Below are 17,128 nucleotides of genomic sequence, written 5' to 3'. Positions count from 1 at the left end.
CATGGACGCCCGCGCCATTATCGCAAAACTGCGCCGCGGCAGCGCGCCTTCCGAAGGCGAGCTGCGCTGGTTTGCCGAAGGCCTTGCCAGTGGTGCCGTCTCTGACGCGCAGGCCGGGGCTTTTGCCATGGCGGTCTGCCTGCGCGGCCTGCCGACAGACGCGCGCAGCGCGCTGACGCTGGCGATGCGCGACACCGGCGATGTGCTCACTTGGGATCTGGACGGGCCGGTACTCGACAAGCATTCGACCGGCGGGGTGGGGGACTGCGCCTCGCTTCTGCTCGCGCCTGCGCTTGCGGCCTGCGGCGCCTACGTGCCGATGATCTCCGGCCGCGGGCTGGGCCACACCGGCGGCACGCTGGACAAGCTGGAGGCCATCCCCGGCCTCTCCACCGCGGTCAGCGAGGGCGCCCTGCGCGCCATGGTCAAGGACGTGGGCTGCGCCATCGTCAGCGCCACGGCGGAGATCGCCCCGGCCGACAAGCGGCTCTACGCCATCCGTGACGTGACCGCGACGGTGGAGAGCCTCGACCTCATCACCGCCTCGATCCTCTCCAAGAAGCTCGCCGCCAGCCCCGGCGCTCTGGTGCTCGACGTGAAGATCGGCTCCGGCGCCTTCATGAAGACGGCCGAGGACGCCCGCGCGCTGGCCCGCTCGCTCTGCGATACCGCCAATGCGGCGGGCTGCACCACTTCGGCGCTGATCACCGACATGAACCAGCCGCTTGCGCCTGCGCTTGGCAACGCTTTGGAGGTGGCGGAGGTGATGCGCGTGCTTTCCGGCGCTGCCGCCGGCCCGCTGGCCGAACTGACCGCCGCCCTCGGCGGTGTGCTGCTGGCCCACGGCGGTCTGGCGGCGGATGCCGCGGCAGGCGAAGCCAAGATCACCGAAACCCTCACGGACGGCCGCGCCGCGGACCGCTTTGCCCGCATGATCGCGGCCCTTGGCGGGCCTGCGGATTTTGCCGAGCGCTGGCGCGATCACCTGCCGCGGGCGGAAGTCACCCGCGTGGTGAAGGCCCCCGCGGGCGGCCACGTCGCCGCCATCGACGGCGAGGCGCTGGGGCTGGCCGTGGTGCGCCTTGGCGGCGGCCGCATGGTGGAAAGCGACCGCATCCACCCGGGCGTCGGCATCTCGGATATCGCCCGCCTCGGCCAGCCGGTGGAGCCGGGCGACCCGCTTGCCCGCATTCACGCCGCCACTGACGCCGCGGCCGGGGAAGCCGAGGCCGCCGTGCTCGCCGCCTTCACGCTCGGCACCGCGCCGGACCCGCTGCCGCTCGTACACGAAAGGATCTCCTGATGCCCCGCGCCTTCCTCGTGGTGATGGATTCGGTTGGCATCGGCGGCGCGCCGGATGCCGGGCGCTTCTTCAATGGCGAGCTGCCCGACCTCGGCGCCAATACGCTTGCCCATATCGCCCAGGCCTGCGCCGGCGGAGAGGCGGAGGAGGGCCGCAGCGGCCCGCTCAATCTGCCGAACCTCGCCCGCCTTGGCCTTGGCGCGGCGATGCGGCTCGCGTCTTCGGTGCCGTTTCCGGGGCTAGACGCGGACCCCGAGGGCCGCTGGGGCTGCGCCCATGAGCTGAGCCCGGGCAAGGACACGCCCTCGGGCCATTGGGAGCTGGCGGGCCTGCCGGTGCCCTGGGACTGGCACTACTTCCCCGACACCACGCCCGCCTTTCCCGAAAGCCTCACCGCCCGCGCGGCGGAGCTTGCGGGCACGGACGGCATCCTCGGCAACTGCCACGCCTCGGGGACCGAGATCATCGCCCGCCACGGCGCCGAGCACATGCAGACCGGCCAGCCGATCTGCTACACCTCGGCCGACAGCGTCTTCCAGATCGCCGCGCATGAGGAAAGCTTCGGCCTCGGCCGCCTGCTGAAACTCTGCGAGGACCTCGCGCCCGAACTGCACGCGATGAAGGTCGGCCGCGTCATCGCGCGCCCCTTCACGGGCACCGCGGAAGAGGGCTTCACCCGCACAGCCAACCGCCGCGACTATGCCATTGCGCCGCCCGCGCCGGTGCTCACCAATTGGGTGCAGGACGCAGGCGGCCGGGTGCATGCTATCGGCAAGATCGGCGACATCTTCACCATGACCGGCATCGACACGCTCAAGAAGGGCACGGACGATCAGCTCATGCAGCACCTCTTCGACGCGGTGGAGGAGGCAGAGGACGGCAGCCTGACCTTTGCCAACTTCGTGGAGTTCGACAGCCTCTACGGCCACCGCCGCGACATTTCCGGCTATGCTCGCGCGCTGGAATGGTTCGACGCCGAGCTAGGCCGCCTGCTGCCGCGCCTGCGCGCGGGCGACATGCTGCTGCTCACGGCCGATCACGGCAACGATCCCGCCTGGCCGGGCACCGACCACACCCGCGAGCAGGTGCCGGTGCTGATCGCGGGGCTTGGTGCGGGCTCCATCGGCGCGGTGAAATTCGCCGATGTGGCGGCCTCGGTCGCCAAGCACCTCGGCGTGCCGGCGCAGAAACCCGGCAAGAGCTTCCTCTGACCCTTCCAGACACGCCTTTCTGGCCCGCAGCGGGCAAAACCGCCTTGCCTGCTGCGGCAAAGCCAATAAAAGCGCAGCAAACAACTTTAGGAGCGCCCCATGACCGACCATCTCACAGTCGTTGATCACCCGCTTGTGCAGCACAAGCTGACCCTGATGCGGGAAAAGGGCACTTCGACCGCCAGTTTCCGCCGCCTCCTGCGCGAGATCACCCAGCTTCTCGCCTACGAAATCACCCGCGAAATGCCGCTGACCACCACCACCATCGAAACCCCGATGGAGGAGATGGAAGCACCGATCCTCGCGGGCAAGAAACTGGCGCTGGTGTCGATCCTGCGCGCGGGCAATGGCATGCTCGACGGGGTGCTGGAGCTGATCCCCTCCGCCCGCGTCGGCTTTGTCGGCCTCTACCGCGATGAGGAAACACTGCAGCCGGTGCAGTATTACTTCAAGGCGCCGGAAGGGCTGAAGGACCGGCTGGTGATCGCGGTCGACCCAATGCTTGCGACCGGCAACTCTTCTGCCGCCGCCGTCGACCTGCTGAAGAAAGCGGGCGCCAACAACATCCGCTTCCTGTGCTTGCTGGCCTCGCCCGAAGGGGTCGCCAAGATGAAGGAAGCACACCCGGACGTGCCGATCGTCACCGCATCGCTCGACCGCGAGATCGACAAGAAGGGCTACATCCTGCCCGGTCTCGGCGATGCGGGCGACCGGATGTTCGGCACCAAGTAAGCGGCTGATCCGCAGCAGATGATGGCCCGGCCCTGTGCCGGGCCTTTTGCGTTCCGCGTGGGATACCCGCGCAGCCGGCGGCGGCCTCCCGCCATTGTTCTGCGCTTAGGTGCTGACGCCGGCCCGGCCCGGGCGGGCGCTCCATGGCAATTCAGCCGCTTCCGGCCATATTCGCGCCGCAAAATCTTTACTCGCCTCTGCGCATCGGGCATCCTGCCGCCACATATTGCGGGGCAGGGGTATGAAACTAGCTAGAATTATTGCGCTGGCCTTGATCGCGGGGTCCGCCGGGATCACGGGGCTAGAGGCGCAGGTGCTGCGCGAAGCCAGCCCGCCTGCCGAATACCCGCCCGCCTCTTTCGAAGCTAAGCAATATGTCGACAGCCGCGGCTGTATCTACATCCGCGCAGGCATCGGCGGCAATGTGACCTGGGTGCCGCGTGTGACCCGCTCGCGCAAGCAGATCTGCGGCTACAAGCCTACGGGCGTTGCAGGTACCACCAAGCAGCCGCAGCAGGCCGCGCCCGCGCCCGAGATCATCACTCTGCCGGAAAGCGATCAGCCCGCGCAGGCCACCGCCGCCGCACCCGCCAAGTCATCGCCGAAAGCCGTCCAACAGGCGGCGAAGCCTGCGGCGAAACCGGCCCCGAAGCCCGCGGCAAAACCCGCGCCCAAGCCGGTGAAACGCGCCGCTGCCGCGGCTCCCGCAAAACCGCCCCGCGCTGCCAAACCGGCTGCTGCCGCCAAACCGGTCCCGCAGAAACCTGTGCGGCTGGCTCCGAACCCGGCTGCGAAGCCCGCTGCACCCGCCCCCGCGGCCGCCGCGCCCTGTCCCGGCGCATCGGCGCTCAGCCAGCAATACATCAACCGCGGCAGTGCGCGCTGCGGCCCGCAGGCGGCGCCGCCCGTCACCTATGGCGACAGCCCGGGGGGCGGCCCGCAGTCCGCTCTGCCGCTTACGCCCAGCACCCGCGTGGTGCAGAAGCACATCTATCAGGAGCGCCGCCTCAGCAACACGTTCTCCGTCCCCAAGGGCTACCGCCCGGTCTGGAAGGACGGCCGCCTCAACCCGCGCCGGGCCGAACGCACCTTGCGCCAGGCCAGCATCAGCGGTGCCGCGGTGGTGCCGCCCGGTTATGTGCAGGTCAATCGCGAAGACGGCCGCCTGAATCCGCTGCGCGGCCCGCGCAGCGCGGCGGGTGATGCCGCCTCCGCCGGGATCTGGACCGATGAGGTGCCGCGCCGCCTGGTGAAACCGCCGCTCGACCGCCCGGTGGTCATATTGCCGCCCGAAGCCCGGCGCAGCCCGGCCGAGGCCCAGGTTCCCGCGCTGCGGCTTTCCAGCCGCGCCGATCCGGCCGCCCCGGCGCCGGATCTCGTGGCGCCTTCGCAAAGCTACATCCGCGCCGCGACACTTGCGGACGCAGCCAGGGCCCGCGCAGCGGCGGAGAAGCTTGCGGAACGCGGGCTGCCCGTGCGGCTCGGTGCACTCAGCCGCCAAGGGCAGAAACTGAAGGTTGTCCTCGCAGGTCCCTTCACAAACCCTGCCGAGGCCCGCGCCGCGCTGACCCAGGTGCAGGCGGCAGGCTTTCCCGGTGCCCGGCTCAGCAAGTAAGCCGTTGCCCTAAAGGCGAGGGAGCCGCGCCGCGCTGCCGTGCGGAAGCGTGCGGCGATGCGCGGCGCTCTGCGGCCAAATCCCGCGCCTCTTGGCTTGCCGCTGTCCGGGACCCCGATTCAGCCTGCCTGCGCTGCCGCCCCGCCGGGTCCGGACGGCCGGGCGGGCACAGGGAAGATCATGTCGTAGGCCCAATTGAAGGCAAAGGCATAGACAAGGTAGAAGCCGGCAAATCCCGCATCCATCACGAAGGCCTGGAAGAGGCTGATCTCAAGAAACCACGCCAGAAACGGCATCAGCACCAGTAGCAGCCCCAGTTCGAACAGCACCGCATGCAGCACACGCAGGGCAACGCCGCGCCCGGTGCTGCCGCGCAGGGCCACGAGCGCCTTGTCGAACAGAAGGTTGTAGAGGAAGTTCCAAGCCGTCGCGATACTCGCACAGATAAAGGCGGCTGCCCCCAGATGCGCGGCGGGTATGCCGAATACCCAGGCGCCCAGCGGTGTGATGAGCAGAAGCCCGATGACTTCAAAACTGATGGCGTGGCGGATCCGGTCCCTGGCGCTGCGCATGGTATCTCCCCTTGTCCCCTTGGGGTGACCCGGGCCGTCCCGGCTGCTGTCCCGTCCTGGGGGAGGGCGTCCTCGCTTGCCATTAGGATAACCGGCGGCGGCGCGGTTTCAACCCCATCCGCCGGCCTGCCATTAACCGCAGATGTTCTGCAGCCGCACCCAGTCCCGGTCGCTCAGAACCGGCTCGATCTCCTGGCCCGCGGTCGGGTCTCCCTCGATCAGCGGCAGCACGCTCTCGCCAGTGATGTCGAGCGCATAGGCATAAGGCGCGGAGGGCAGCCCGGTGCGGGCAAACTCCGCCAGCAGTACGTCCGCAGGCACTGCCGGGCGCGGGCTGGCCAGCACCTCTTCGGCATAGGCATCAAGCGTTGCCCGGCTCACGTCGCCCGTCGTCAGCAGCCGCACCGGCGCGGCAATTCCGCCCGCGTCCAGAAGCGCCGCCATCGGGTCGCCGTCAGCAGCGCGGGCGCGTTCGGCGAGGATCGCCCCGGCCGCCACCGCCGGGTCCTCGTAGTCTTCCACAAAGCTGCGGTTCAGCAGCACGAATCCGCCCGGCAGGTGCAGGCTGCCCGGAACGCCCGAGCGCAGCACCACCAGACGCCGCACCCCGGTGCGCTGCGCAAGCTTCCTGAGAATCGGTGCCGCTTCGGGCGTCGCGCAGGCCGGGCCCGAAACCCGTTCGATCCGTTCCAGTAGCGCCCGGCCCACCGCCTTACGCTTGATTTCCGGCACCACGCTCACCGCGTGGCGGCTTACTGCGCCCGGCAGCCACAGCACCGCCAGCGCCAGAATCAGCGCCAGCACTCCCAGCCCGCTCAGCGCGCGCAGGCGGCCCGGCCGCGGCCGCGACCGGCCAATCGCCGCCTGCACCCGGGCAATCGCCTCCAGCATGGTGGTCTCGTCCGCGCCGATCTCCAGCGTCTCGCCGGGGTCGCCATCGGGGTGGAAAAGCGCCGGGTACCCGCCCGGATTGGCCCGCTCCAGTGCCGCCAGCGACCAATGCGCGAGCGGCCGGTCGTTCATGTCGGAAATCGTCAGCGTCGCATCGCCGAGCGAGATGATCACATCCCGCCGCTGTGCCTCCGCGTCCGCGCGCCACAGGCCCGCCGCCTCCAGACGCTGGAATTCCTTCAATGCGGTCATGCTGGCGGACTGCCCCCCGTTGTTCCTGTCGCCGCCGGATTAAACACAAGTTCGGGGGGGCAGCAAACCGCTTTGCCGGCCGGGGTGGCTTTCGGCGCCTCAGCTCGCCAGGCCGCGGGCGATTTTGCGCAGCTCGAACTTCTGGATCTTCCCGGTCGAGGTCTTGGGCAGCTCCTGGAACAGCACCGTCTTGGGTGTTTTGAAGCCCGCGAGGCTTTGCCGCGCAAAGGCGATCAGCGCGTCCGCATCCGGCTCCGCGCCCGGCTTCAGCTCAACAAACGCGCAAGGCACCTCGCCCCACTTCTCATCCGGCTTTGCCACCACTGCGGCGAGGTTGACGTCAGGATGCGCCATCAAGACCCCCTCCACTTCAACCGAGGAGATGTTCTCGCCGCCTGAAATGATGATGTCCTTGGCCCGGTCGGCAATCTGGACATAGCCGTCCGGGTGCTGCACCGCGATGTCGCCGGAGTTGAAATAGCCGCCCTTGAAGGCCTCGGCGGTGGCTTCCGGGTTCCTGTAATAGCCTTTCATCACCGTATTGCCGCGCAAGGCGATCTCGCCCTGGCTGTGCCCGTCCATTGGCAGGATGTTGTGCTCGCTGTCACGCACCACGACCGGCTCCATCATCGGCATCGCCACGCCCTGGCGCGCCTTGCGGGCGGCGATCTGCGCCCGGTCCAGCCCGCCCCATTCCTTGTCCTTCCAGCAGCATTCGGTGACATGGCCGAAGGTTTCAGTCAGCCCGTAGACGTGGGTGATATTGAAGCCGAGATCCTCGATCTTCGACAGCGTCGCGGGTGCCGGCGGGGCGCCTGCGGTGAAGACCTCCACCGTGTGGTCAAAGGCGCGGCGTTCCTCCTCCCTGGCGTTCACGATCATGTTGAGAACGATCGGCGCGCCGCCGAAATGGGTCACGCCCTCCTCGTGGATCGCCTTGTAGATGTTCCCCGCGGTGACATCGCGGCAGCAGACCTCCGTGCCGCCCACGAGCGGCATCATCCAGGTGTGATTCCAGCCGTTGCAGTGAAACAGCGGCACGATGGTGAGATAGACCGGGTTCAGCACCATCCGCCAGGAGACCACGGTGCCCATCGTCATCAGGTAGGCGCCGCGGTGATGGTAGACCACGCCCTTGGGCCGCCCGGTGGTGCCGGAGGTGTAGTTGAGCGCGAGGCTCTCCCATTCGTCTTCGGGCATGATCCAGTCGAACGCCGGATCGCCCTCCGCCAGCAGCGCTTCGTACTCGGTGTACTTGCCCGAGGCTGGCCAGCCCGCCTGCTCGTCCGCGACCTCGATGATCTCCGGGCCATCGCCATCCATCTCCGCCACGGCGGCCTCGGCCAGCTCCAGCATCTGCGGGTCGACCAGCACCACTTTGGCGCCGCCGTGTTCGAAGATATAGGAGACCGTGCCGGTATCGAGCCGGGTGTTGATGGTGTTCAGAACCGCGCCGCAGGCGGGCACGCCGAAATGCGCCTCCGCCTGGGCGGGCAGGTTCGGCAGAAGGGTCGCAACAACATCTCCTGGTGCCACCCCGCGTGCCGCCAGCGCCGAAGCCAGCCGGCTGCAGCGCGCGTGATACTCGGCGTAGGTCTTGCGGTGGCTGCCATAGACCACCGCGGTATGATCCGGGAACACCTGGGCTGCCCGCTGCAAATGCGACAGCGGCGTCAGCGGGACGTAGTTCGCGGCGGTCTTCTCCAGACCGGTCTCATCCGCCATCCAACCCATCGGATTCCTCCCTTGAATCACTCTATGTGTCGTTTTGAGGCTAGATATTGCGAAAAGTTGCGGGCAATGCAAACAGCATGAAACAAATGATACTTTCCCGGGGGGCAGGCAGCGGCCAGACTGCCGCGGCCCAGTCGATGCTCGCGGCCATGGCGATCATCGGCATCACCGACAACGCGGTGCCGCTGATGGCGGAACATATCGGGCTGGGGCAGTTCTACCTTCTGCGCTCGCTGGTGGCGCTGCCATTCCTTTTTCTCATGGCGCGCGCGGGCCTGGGCGGCATGGTGCCGCAGCGGCCGGGTGCGGTGACGCTGCGCGCGGTGCTTCTGGCGGTGTCGATGGTGTTTTATTTCTCCGCCGTCGCCTTAATGCCGATAGCTCAGGCGCTTGCGGGGCTGTTCACCTCGCCGATCATCATCGTGATCGTCTCGGTGCTGTTTTTGAGGATGCGGATCGGGCTGGTGCGCATCTCGGCGGTGCTGGCGGGATTTGCAGGTGTGCTGTTTGTGCTGCAACCCGGCACTGCGGCCTTCGACTGGCTGATTTTGCTGCCGGTGGCGGGCGGGTTCTTCTACGCGCTCGGCTCGATCGCGACCGGCCGCCTGTGCCAGGGCGAAAGCACGGTGGCGATGCTGTTTGTCTACCTGCTGGCGCAGGGGCTGATCGGCGCGGGCCTGCTCGCCGGGCTCGAGATCTGGCCGCAGCCGGTGCCCGAGGGAGCGGACGGCTTCCTCACCCGAGGCTGGGCCTGGCCGCTCTGGGAGATGTCCCACCTCATCCTGCTGCAGGGCTTTGCCGCGGTGAGCGGCGTCTTCCTGATCACCAAGGCCTACCAGCTGGGCGAGGCAAGTTTCGTCGCGGTCTTCGAGTATTCCGTGATGATTGTGGGTCCGGGCATCGCCTGGTTGGTCTTCGGCCAGGTGCTGGATGGCTGGCAGATCTTCGGCATTGCGCTGATTATACTGGCGGGCGCCACCATCGCCCTGCGCTCAGGGTAAGCCGGAGGGGCGCTGCCCCTCTTGGCCCATGGGCCAATTCACCCCGGGGTATTTTTGGTCAGAAAGCAGCAAAGGGCGAAACACCGCAGGCTCTTTCCGGTCGGGAAATATCCTCGCAGGGGGCAGCGGCGGCAGGCGCATTTGCAGCGTTTCCATTTGCAGGCCAATTGCCTACGGTCTCCCCATGATCCTGTCGCCCGGACGCGGCTACGTCTTCATCCATATCCCTAAAACCGGCGGCACCGCGCTTGCGCTGGCGCTGGAGGCCCGCGCGATGGCGGATGACCTGATGGCAGGCGATACGCCGAAATCGCGGAAGCGCCGGCGGCGTCTTGCAGGGGTAAAAGCGCGAGGGCGGCTCTGGAAGCACTCGGCGCTTGCGGACCTGGACGGGCTTTGCAGCGAGGAGGAGCTGCGGGCGCTTTTTGCCTTCACCCTGGTGCGCAACCCCTGGGACCGGGTGGTGAGCTACTACCATTGGCTGCGGGATCAGACCTTCGCCCACCCGGCCGTGGCGCTGGCACGGGCGCTGAGTTTCCGGGACTTCGTTTTGCATCCGCAAACTTGCGCGGCACTGCGCGCAAACCCTGCGTCTTCCTACATGCGCCTGGCAAGCGGCACGCAGCATTGCAGCCTCTACATCCGGCTTGAGCATTTCGTGCAGGACGCGCAGCCCTTGTTTGATCACCTGGGGTTCGATCTGACTTTGCCGCGCGCCAATGCCTCGGCCCGGCTTGCGGACTGGCGGAGCTACTACGACACCGCCACCGCCCGCGCCGTGGCCGAAGCCTGCGCGCAGGACATCGAACAATTTGAATACTCTTTTAACGATTGAGCCTTATCCCTGTCGGAGACCGCGGCCGTCAGCAGGGGCCGCGAAGGATTTCCGCCCCCCGGGGCGGTGCAGGAAAGGACAGGCGATGCTGGACTGGTTTTCAAAGCGCAAGGCGGGCCCGCTGGCCAGCGGCTTTCCCCTGGTGGCTGCCGGGCAGGGCGGTTTGCTGGAAGGGACGCTGGTGGCCTCAAACCTCGGCTGGCGCCCGGTGGAGGCACTGGCGCCCGGCGACCGGGTGCTGACCTTCGACCATGGCATGCAGCCGGTGCTGGAGGTCGAGCGCGAGGTGCTGACGCTTGACGGCGCGGCGCTGGACCCGGCGCGCTGCCCGCTTTTCGTACCGCGCGATGCGCTGATGAACCGAAACCCGCTGTGGCTGATGCCCGATCAGGGCGTGCTTCTGGAGAGCGAGCTGGCGCAGGACGCGATGGGCGATCCCTTTGCGGTGGTGCCCGCCGCCGCGCTGGAAGGCTACCGCGGCATAACCCGCATGCACCCCGGAAACAGCCTGACACTGGCAATGCCGCGCTTTGCCCGGGACCAGGTGATCTACCTCGAGGCCGGCACGCTTGGCTTCTCGCCTGCGCCGCGCAATCTGATGTGCGGCCGCGCGGTGCCGGAGGAGGGGCTCTACCAGGTCCTGCCGCCGGAAGAGGCGCGCGGGCTGGTGCTGTCGCTGATCGACGAAGAGGCGCAATGGGCCGCGGGCCTGCCGCGCAACCAATTTGCCGAAGATACCCGCCCGCCGCTGAGCTGAGGCGCGCGCAGGGGCGTTTTTCAACTGCTTGAGCAAGCTGTTCTATAGCGGCGCGATGCTGGACCACCGATAGTTTCTGCCGCCCGCGTTGAACCGCCCGGCGGGTGAATCTGGCCTAGCCACTTTGCTCAAAACAGCGCATTGCCGACGCGCGCGGTGGCGATCCGGACCTGCGTGACTGGCAGTTTATCCCCGCCACGTTCGTAGACCCTCGCGAGGACAGATTAAGCCGCAGCCAAATCGCCTCCGCGTGGGGGCGCGGCGGCGATGCGCGGCGGCCTGCGGCCTTGTTCCGCGCAGGTTCGCAAAGATCCGGCAGCAGCCAGTGCCAAACAGAAAACCGGCCGGTGCGCGGGGCACCGGCCGGTTCTGTTCTCACCTCAGCAGGCTTCAGGCCGCTTCGGATTTCTCCGGCGCGAAGCGGGTGTAGAAGCTCTGGCCTTTCTCCGCCATCTCGCGCAGCAGGGCCGGGCAGGCGAAGCGCTCGCCGTGGGCCTCGGCCAGCGCATCGCAGCGCTCCGCCGCGTAAGGTGTGCCGAGAATGTCGAGCCAGCTGAACGGGCCGCCGGACCAGGGCGCAAAGCCCCAGGCCAGGATCGCGCCCACGTCACCCTCGCGGATGTCTTCCAGCACGCCTTCCTCCAGCGCCCGCACCGCTTCCAGCACTTGAGCGAACATCAGCCGTTCCTGCACTTCGATCAGATCGGGCTGCGCGGCGGCCAGCGGGTATTTCTCCTGCAGGCCCTTCCAGTACTCGATGCGCTTGCCCTTGTCGTCGTACTCGAAGAAGCCGGCATTGGCCTTGCGGCCCAAGCGGCCCTGTTCTTCCATCCAGAAGATCAGATCATCGGCCGGGCTCTCCGGGTAGGCGTCGCCCATCGCCGCTTTGGTGGCGCGGGCAATCTTCGCGCCAAGGTCGATTGAGGTCTCATCGGTCAGCTGCACCGGCCCCACCGGGAAGCCCAGCTGGCGTGCCGCATTGTCGATAAGAACGGGCGACACGCCCTCGGTGATCATCCGCATCCCTTCGTTGATGTAGGGGATGATGCAGCGGTTAGCGTAGAAGAAGCGCGCATCGTTCACAACGATCGGCGTCTTGCGGATCTGGCGCACGTAGTCCAGCGCCTTGGCGACGGCCCGGTCTCCGGTTTCCTTGCCCTTGATGATCTCCACAAGGAACATCTTCTCGACCGGCGAGAAGAAGTGGATGCCGATGAACTGATCCGGCCGGCCCGACGCTTTGGCCAGTTCCGAGATCGGCAGGGTGGAGGTGTTGGAGGCAAAGATGCAGTCCTCGGGAATGATCGCCTCGACCTTCCGGGTCATCTCGGCCTTGACGCCGGGATCCTCGAACACCGCTTCGATAATCAGGTCGCAGCCCTTCAGCGCCTCGAGATCGGTGGTCGCGGTGATCTGGCCGAGCAGCGCCGCTTTCTTTTCCTCGGTCGCCTTGCCGCGCTTGATGCCCTTGTCCATGTAGGACGCGGAATAGGCCTTGCCCTTGTCGGCGGCGTCCTGGTCGCGGTCGATCAGCACCACTTCCATGCCCGCCTGGGCGGAGACCAGCGCGATGCCTGCGCCCATCATGCCGGCGCCCAGCACGCCGATCTTCTTGACCGACTGGTCAGCGACGCCCTTCGGCCGCACTGCGCCTTTTTCCAGCGCCTGCTTGTTGAGGAACAGCGAGCGGATCATTGCGGAAGACGACGGGTTCATCAGCACATGGGTGAACCAGCGCGCCTCGATCTTCAGAGCGGTGTCGAAATCGACCAGCGCGCCTTCATAGATCGACGACAGCAGCGCCTTGGCCGCCGGGAAGGCGCCTTGGGTCTTGCCGTGCACCATTGCCGAGGCACCGACAAAGGTCATGAAGCCCGCCGGGTGATACGGCGCGCCGCCGGGCATCTTGTAGCCCTTGGCGTCCCAGGGCTTCACCAGATCAGCATCCTTGGCGTTCAGCACCCATTCCTTGGCCGCGGCCAGCGGATCTTCGGCCACGGCGTCGATCAGCTGCGCGCCCTTGGCCTTCTTCGGGTCCATCATCTTGCCTTCGAGCAGCACGGGGGCCGCCGCCATCGCGCCCACCATGCGCGAATAACGCGTGGTGCCGCCGCCGCCAGGGAAGATGCCGATCATGATTTCCGGCAGGCCGATCTTGGCCTTCGGGTTGTCGGTCATCACCCGGTGGTGGCAGGCGAGCGCGATCTCGGTGCCGATGCCGGCGCAGGTGCCGTTGATGGCGCAGGCCACCGGCTTGCCGCCCTTCTTGGACTTCGGGTCCATGCCCGCCAGCTCCAGCTTGCGCAGGATGCGGTGGCCGCTCATGGTGAAGTCGAACAGGCCTTGCGCCGGGTTCTCGCCGGACTCCTCGCGGATCGTCGCCAGCACGTTCAGGTCCATGCCGCCGGCAAAGTCCTTCTTGCCGGAGGTGATCACGATGCCCTTCACGTTCTCGTCTTCCAGCGCCTGGTCGACATATTGCTCCACCAGGCCAAAGGCCTCGCGGGTGAGGACGTTCATGGACTTGCCTTCGGCGTCCCAGGTGATGATGGCGACGCCGTCGGCGTCCACGTCATATTTGAAATCGGTCATTCTTGGTGTCTCCAACCCTGTTCAGGTGAGGCTTTGGCGCTTACACGCGCTCGATGATGGTGGCGGCACCCATGCCGGACGCGATGCAGAGCGTGGCGAGGCCGGTTTCCTTGTCCTGCCGCTCCAGCTCGTCCAGCAGCGTGCCGATGATGATCGCGCCGGTGGCGCCCAGCGGGTGGCCCATGGCGATGGAGCCGCCGTTCACGTTGACCAGCTCCGGATCGACGTTGAAGGCCTGCTGGAAGCGCAGCACGACCGAGGCGAAGGCTTCGTTGACTTCGAACAGGTCGATATCGCCGATCTTCATGCCGTTGTCGGCCAGGATCTTCTCGGTCACCGGCACCGGGCCGGTCAGCATGATGGTCGGGTCGGTGCCGATCTTGGCGGTCGCCTTGATGCGCGCGCGCGGCTTCAGGCCGTATTTCTCGCCGAACTCCTTGTTGCCGATCAGGACCGCGGCGGCGCCGTCCACGATGCCCGAGGAGTTGCCCGCGTGGTGGATGTGGTTGATCCGCTCCAGGTGGGGGTACTTCAGCATCGCCACCTTGTCGAAGCCGGGCATCTGCTCGCCCATCATCTGGAAGGCGGGGTTCAGCGAGCCGAGCGTCTGCATGTCGGTGCCCGGGCGCATGTATTCGTCATGGTCCAGGATCGGCAGGCCGTTCTGGTCGCGCACAGTGATGACGGATTTGTTGAAGCGCTTCTCTTCCCAGGCCTTGGCGGCGCGGCGCTGCGATTCCATTGCCAGCGCATCGGCCTGGTCGCGGGTGAAGCCGTACTCGGTTGCGATGATGTCGGCCGAGATGCCCTGCGGCACGAAATAGGTGTCCATCGCGAGGGAGGGATCGACAGCAATCGCCGCCCCGTCCGAGCCCATGGCAACCCGGCCCATCATCTCGACGCCGCCCGCGATGTACGCGTCGCCTGCGCCGCCCTTCACCTGGTTTGCGGCAAGGTTCACGGCTTCCATGCCGGAGGCGCAGAAGCGGTTGATGGCGAGGCCCGGGATGCGCTCATCCAGGTCCGAGGCGAGCACGGCAGAGCGCGCCAGGCAGCCGCCCTGTTCCATCACCTGGGTCACGTTGCCCCAGATCACGTCCTCGACGGCGTGGCCTTCGAGGTTGTTGCGCTCCTTCACCGCGTTTAGCGTGAGGGCGGAGAGGCGCACCGAGGTCACCTCGTGCAAGGAGCCGTCCTTGCGGCCCTTGCCGCGCGGCGTGCGCAGGGCGTCATAGATATAAGCTTCGGTCATTTTGGTCTCCTCAAGTCCGGTCCGACGGTTTGCCGGGCATCAGGTCATAGGGGTGTTTCCAGCCGGGCAGGGCGCTGATGCGGTCCAGCCAGGCGTCGATATGGGGCCATTCGGATCGGTCGAAACCGAAGGGCTCGGGGTAAAACAGGTAGCCGCAGCAGGTGAGATCGGCGTTGGTGAGCTGATCGCCCACGATCCACTCGCGGCCCTCCAGATGCGCATCCAGCGTCTTGAACGCGGCGCGCAGGCGGCCCTGCAGGAAGGCGATCACCTCTTGCGGGCGTTTCTCCTCTGGCAGGAAATGCATCAGGAACCGGGTCATGCCAGCCTGAGAGGACAGTTTGTGGTTATCCCAGAGCACCCAGCGCAGAACCTCATATTTGTCCTCCGGGGCGCCTGCAAACTTGCCGGTCTTGTCCGAGATATACTGCTGGATGGCGCCGGACTGCGACAGGCGCAGATCGCCGTCCACCAGCACCGGCGCCTCGGCCATCACGTTGAAATCGCGGTACTCCGGCGTGCGCGGCGCGCCGCCAAAGAAATCGACAAAAACCGGCTCCCAGTCGAGCCCGGAGAGTTCCAGCGCCAGCGCCGCCTTGTAGGAATGGCCGCTTTCTCCGAAGCAGTGCAATTTGATCGTCATACGTGTCTCCCTATGGCTGGGGGCGGAGCGGGGGTTTCACACCCCCGCACCCCGTGGAGTATTTTTGGAAAGATGATGGGGTGTTAACCCGCGTCTGCGCGCGGAGTGCTACCCTGATCCCGCGGTGCAGGCTGGAGAGCCGATGGCCGTGAAAGGTGAAGACGTCCCTGCCCATTTGGCGAAGGCCTGGGGGCAGGGACACTGCCCTTGCTTCATCTTTCCCCAAATACTCAAACTCCATCATCAGCCTCCCTCGGTGCCGCCGCGGCTCCTGCACCTACAGCGATCGCGCAATCAGCTCCTTCATGATCTCGTTGGTGCCGCCGTAGATCCGCTGCACGCGCGCGTCGGCCCACATCTCGCCCACCGCGTATTCCTGCATGTAGCCGTAGCCGCCATGCAGCTGCAGGCATTCGTCCAGCACTTCGCCCTGGGTGTCGGTGATCCAGTATTTCGCCATCGCCGCCTTCTCGACGCTCAAGCGGCCCTCCAGGTGTTCGGCAATGCATTCGTCGAGGAAAGCGCGCGCGACCTTGGTTTTGGTCAGGCATTCCGCCAGCTTGAAGCGGGTGTTCTGGAACTGCAGGATCGGCCCGCCGAAGGCTTCGCGCTCCTTGCAGTAGGCGATGGTGCGCTCCACTGCGCCCTCCATCGCGCCGACCGCGCCGCAGGCGATGATCAGGCGTTCCTGCGGCAGCTGCTGCATCATCTGGTAGAAGCCCTGGCCGTCGGCGCCGCCGAGGATGTTTTCCGGCGCCACTTCCACGTTGTCGAAAAACAGCTCCGAAGTGTCCGCCGCGTGGCAGCCGATCTTGTCGAGATTGCGGCCGCGGCTGAAGCCCTCGGCGCCGTCGGTTTCCACCGCCACCAGCGACACGCCCTTGGCGCCTGCAGACGGATCGGTCTTGGCTGCGACCAGGATCAGGTTGGCATGCTGGCCGTTGGTGATGAAGGTCTTCTGGCCCGAAAGCCTGTAGGCGTTGCCATCCTTCACCGCTTTGGTCTTGATCGCCTGCACGTCGGAGCCGGTCGAGGGCTCGGTCATTGCCAGCGCGCCGACCAGCTCGCCCGTCACCATCTTCGGCAGCCAGCGCGCTTTTTGCTCCTCGGTGCCATAGGCGAGGATGTAATGCGCAACGATGCCCGAGTGGATGCCATGGCCCCAACTCGCGAGGTTGGCGCGGCTGCCCTCCATCAGGATCACCGCCTCATGGCCGAAGTCGCCGCCCGCACCGCCATATTGCTCGGGCACTGAAGGGCACAAAAGGCCCAGCTCACCGGCTTGGCTCCAGGTCTCGCGGTCCATCATGCCCTGCTTGCGCCAGGTCTCGAACTTCGGTGCCCATTCGTTGGTGATGAACTGAGCGGTCATACCGGCGAGCATCCGGTGCTCTTCCGTCATCCATTTCGACGCTTGGTCGCTGCTCATCTGTAGTCTCCCCCTTGCCGGCGCGGCTTGCGCGCGCCCTTGTCGTTCTGTGGCCAGCCGCTCGGCGTCAGCGCTTGCGCGCTTCCAGTTCGGCATTGAACTGGCGCAGCCGGTGGCTCAGGTTTTCGTGGTCCGTCACGCTGTCGAAATGCTCGAACAGGAATGACAGCGCCTCGCCCTCGTCGAGCCCGGCCTCGGTGGCGAAGCGTTTGAGCCTGCGGTAGCCGTCTTCGGTCATTGCGACCGGCAGGCGGCGGGTCAGGCGGAAGCGTTTCGGCATGGATCCTCTCCTCACACAGGCGCCGGCCG

Annotated in this window: 15 protein-coding genes; 7 read left to right on the top strand and 8 right to left on the bottom strand. The window is 66.8% G+C overall.

The window, feature by feature from the left end:
- Position 1: 1 nt before the first annotated feature.
- The 4 genes from ACOHWE_RS04255 (at position 2) to ACOHWE_RS04240 (ending at position 4,861) form a co-directional block, all read left to right on the top strand.
- Positions 2 to 1,303, top strand: a complete 1,302-nt coding sequence (locus tag ACOHWE_RS04255; protein ID WP_420664365.1) for a thymidine phosphorylase — start codon at positions 2 to 4, stop codon at positions 1,301 to 1,303.
- Positions 1,303 to 2,514 (top strand): phosphopentomutase, encoded by a 1,212-nt coding sequence (locus tag ACOHWE_RS04250; RefSeq protein WP_420664363.1) that lies wholly within the window; start codon positions 1,303 to 1,305, stop codon positions 2,512 to 2,514. The genes ACOHWE_RS04255 and ACOHWE_RS04250 overlap by 1 nt, the downstream gene beginning before the upstream one ends.
- Positions 2,515 to 2,613: 99 nt before the next feature.
- Positions 2,614 to 3,246 (top strand): uracil phosphoribosyltransferase, encoded by a 633-nt coding sequence (upp, locus tag ACOHWE_RS04245; protein ID WP_420664361.1) that lies wholly within the window; start codon positions 2,614 to 2,616, stop codon positions 3,244 to 3,246.
- Between the two features lie 241 nt (positions 3,247 to 3,487).
- Positions 3,488 to 4,861 carry an SPOR domain-containing protein gene (locus ACOHWE_RS04240; protein ID WP_420664360.1) on the top strand — a complete coding sequence of 458 codons (1,374 nt, stop codon included), beginning with the start codon at positions 3,488 to 3,490 and terminating at the stop codon, positions 4,859 to 4,861.
- A 119-nt stretch (positions 4,862 to 4,980) separates the two neighbouring features.
- Here the strand turns inward: ACOHWE_RS04240 and ACOHWE_RS04235 are convergent, their stop codons facing one another.
- The 3 genes from ACOHWE_RS04235 to ACOHWE_RS04225 form a co-directional block, all read right to left on the bottom strand.
- A complete protein-coding gene (locus ACOHWE_RS04235) occupies positions 4,981 to 5,433 on the bottom strand; it encodes a PACE efflux transporter (protein ID WP_420664358.1) in 453 nt (150 codons plus the stop codon).
- Between the two features lie 132 nt (positions 5,434 to 5,565).
- Positions 5,566 to 6,576, bottom strand: a complete 1,011-nt coding sequence (locus ACOHWE_RS04230) for a hypothetical protein (protein WP_420664357.1) — start codon at positions 6,574 to 6,576, stop codon at positions 5,566 to 5,568.
- Positions 6,577 to 6,675: 99 nt separating this feature from the next.
- Positions 6,676 to 8,310, bottom strand: a complete 1,635-nt coding sequence (locus ACOHWE_RS04225) for an AMP-binding protein (RefSeq protein WP_420664355.1) — start codon at positions 8,308 to 8,310, stop codon at positions 6,676 to 6,678.
- 77 nt (positions 8,311 to 8,387) lie between these two features.
- Between ACOHWE_RS04225 and ACOHWE_RS04220 the strand changes: the two genes are divergently transcribed.
- From ACOHWE_RS04220 to ACOHWE_RS04210, 3 genes are all read left to right on the top strand, one after another.
- Positions 8,388 to 9,311, top strand: coding sequence for a DMT family transporter (locus ACOHWE_RS04220; protein ID WP_420664354.1), 924 nt, complete (start codon positions 8,388 to 8,390; stop codon positions 9,309 to 9,311).
- 184 nt (positions 9,312 to 9,495) lie between these two features.
- Complete coding sequence (locus ACOHWE_RS04215; RefSeq protein WP_420664352.1) at positions 9,496 to 10,146, top strand: sulfotransferase family 2 domain-containing protein; 651 nt, start codon at positions 9,496 to 9,498, stop codon at positions 10,144 to 10,146.
- A gap of 85 nt (positions 10,147 to 10,231) precedes the next feature.
- Complete coding sequence (locus tag ACOHWE_RS04210; protein WP_420664350.1) at positions 10,232 to 10,903, top strand: Hint domain-containing protein; 672 nt, start codon at positions 10,232 to 10,234, stop codon at positions 10,901 to 10,903.
- 390 nt (positions 10,904 to 11,293) lie between these two features.
- On the opposite strand, the gene ACOHWE_RS04205 is transcribed toward ACOHWE_RS04210, so the two are convergent.
- From ACOHWE_RS04205 to ACOHWE_RS04185, 5 genes are all read right to left on the bottom strand, one after another.
- The gene (locus tag ACOHWE_RS04205) at positions 11,294 to 13,495 is read right to left on the bottom strand and encodes a 3-hydroxyacyl-CoA dehydrogenase NAD-binding domain-containing protein (RefSeq protein ID WP_420664349.1); all 2,202 of its coding nucleotides are present in this window, start codon (positions 13,493 to 13,495) and stop codon (positions 11,294 to 11,296) included.
- 40 nt (positions 13,496 to 13,535) lie between these two features.
- Positions 13,536 to 14,747: an acetyl-CoA C-acetyltransferase gene (locus ACOHWE_RS04200; protein ID WP_420664347.1), complete on the bottom strand. Its 1,212-nt coding sequence runs from the start codon at positions 14,745 to 14,747 to the stop codon at positions 13,536 to 13,538.
- A 10-nt stretch (positions 14,748 to 14,757) separates the two neighbouring features.
- Positions 14,758 to 15,390, bottom strand: coding sequence for a glutathione S-transferase family protein (locus tag ACOHWE_RS04195; protein WP_420664346.1), 633 nt, complete (start codon positions 15,388 to 15,390; stop codon positions 14,758 to 14,760).
- Between the two features lie 277 nt (positions 15,391 to 15,667).
- On the bottom strand, positions 15,668 to 16,819 hold the full coding sequence (locus tag ACOHWE_RS04190; protein ID WP_420664345.1) for an acyl-CoA dehydrogenase family protein: 1,152 nt from the start codon (positions 16,817 to 16,819) through the stop codon (positions 15,668 to 15,670).
- A gap of 67 nt (positions 16,820 to 16,886) precedes the next feature.
- Entirely contained in the window at positions 16,887 to 17,099 is a 213-nt protein-coding gene (locus ACOHWE_RS04185) for a hypothetical protein (protein WP_420664344.1), read from the bottom strand.
- Positions 17,100 to 17,128: the final 29 nt, after the last annotated feature.

It is taken from the genome of Cribrihabitans neustonicus (genome assembly GCF_048820895.1).
Lineage (GTDB): Bacteria > Pseudomonadota > Alphaproteobacteria > Rhodobacterales > Rhodobacteraceae > Cribrihabitans_A > Cribrihabitans_A neustonicus.
This window is presented reverse-complemented; position numbering and strand designations above follow the sequence as displayed.

Excerpts from the sequence above, each read along its gene's own strand:
- ACOHWE_RS04190 (WP_420664345.1), bottom strand. The coding sequence starts at position 16,819 with ATGAGCAGCGACCAAGCGTCGAAATGGATGACGGAAGAGCACCGGATG.
- ACOHWE_RS04205 (WP_420664349.1), bottom strand. The coding sequence starts at position 13,495 with ATGACCGATTTCAAATATGACGTGGACGCCGACGGCGTCGCCATCATC.
- ACOHWE_RS04185 (WP_420664344.1), bottom strand. The coding sequence starts at position 17,099 with ATGCCGAAACGCTTCCGCCTGACCCGCCGCCTGCCGGTCGCAATGACC.
- ACOHWE_RS04250 (WP_420664363.1), top strand. The coding sequence starts at position 1,303 with ATGCCCCGCGCCTTCCTCGTGGTGATGGATTCGGTTGGCATCGGCGGC.
- ACOHWE_RS04195 (WP_420664346.1), bottom strand. The coding sequence starts at position 15,390 with ATGACGATCAAATTGCACTGCTTCGGAGAAAGCGGCCATTCCTACAAG.
- ACOHWE_RS04255 (WP_420664365.1), top strand. The coding sequence starts at position 2 with ATGGACGCCCGCGCCATTATCGCAAAACTGCGCCGCGGCAGCGCGCCT.
- ACOHWE_RS04200 (WP_420664347.1), bottom strand. The coding sequence starts at position 14,747 with ATGACCGAAGCTTATATCTATGACGCCCTGCGCACGCCGCGCGGCAAG.
- ACOHWE_RS04225 (WP_420664355.1), bottom strand. The coding sequence starts at position 8,310 with ATGGGTTGGATGGCGGATGAGACCGGTCTGGAGAAGACCGCCGCGAAC.
- ACOHWE_RS04210 (WP_420664350.1), top strand. The coding sequence starts at position 10,232 with ATGCTGGACTGGTTTTCAAAGCGCAAGGCGGGCCCGCTGGCCAGCGGC.
- ACOHWE_RS04230 (WP_420664357.1), bottom strand. The coding sequence starts at position 6,576 with ATGACCGCATTGAAGGAATTCCAGCGTCTGGAGGCGGCGGGCCTGTGG.
- ACOHWE_RS04235 (WP_420664358.1), bottom strand. The coding sequence starts at position 5,433 with ATGCGCAGCGCCAGGGACCGGATCCGCCACGCCATCAGTTTTGAAGTC.
- ACOHWE_RS04240 (WP_420664360.1), top strand. The coding sequence starts at position 3,488 with ATGAAACTAGCTAGAATTATTGCGCTGGCCTTGATCGCGGGGTCCGCC.
- upp (WP_420664361.1), top strand. The coding sequence starts at position 2,614 with ATGACCGACCATCTCACAGTCGTTGATCACCCGCTTGTGCAGCACAAG.
- ACOHWE_RS04220 (WP_420664354.1), top strand. The coding sequence starts at position 8,388 with ATGAAACAAATGATACTTTCCCGGGGGGCAGGCAGCGGCCAGACTGCC.
- ACOHWE_RS04215 (WP_420664352.1), top strand. The coding sequence starts at position 9,496 with ATGATCCTGTCGCCCGGACGCGGCTACGTCTTCATCCATATCCCTAAA.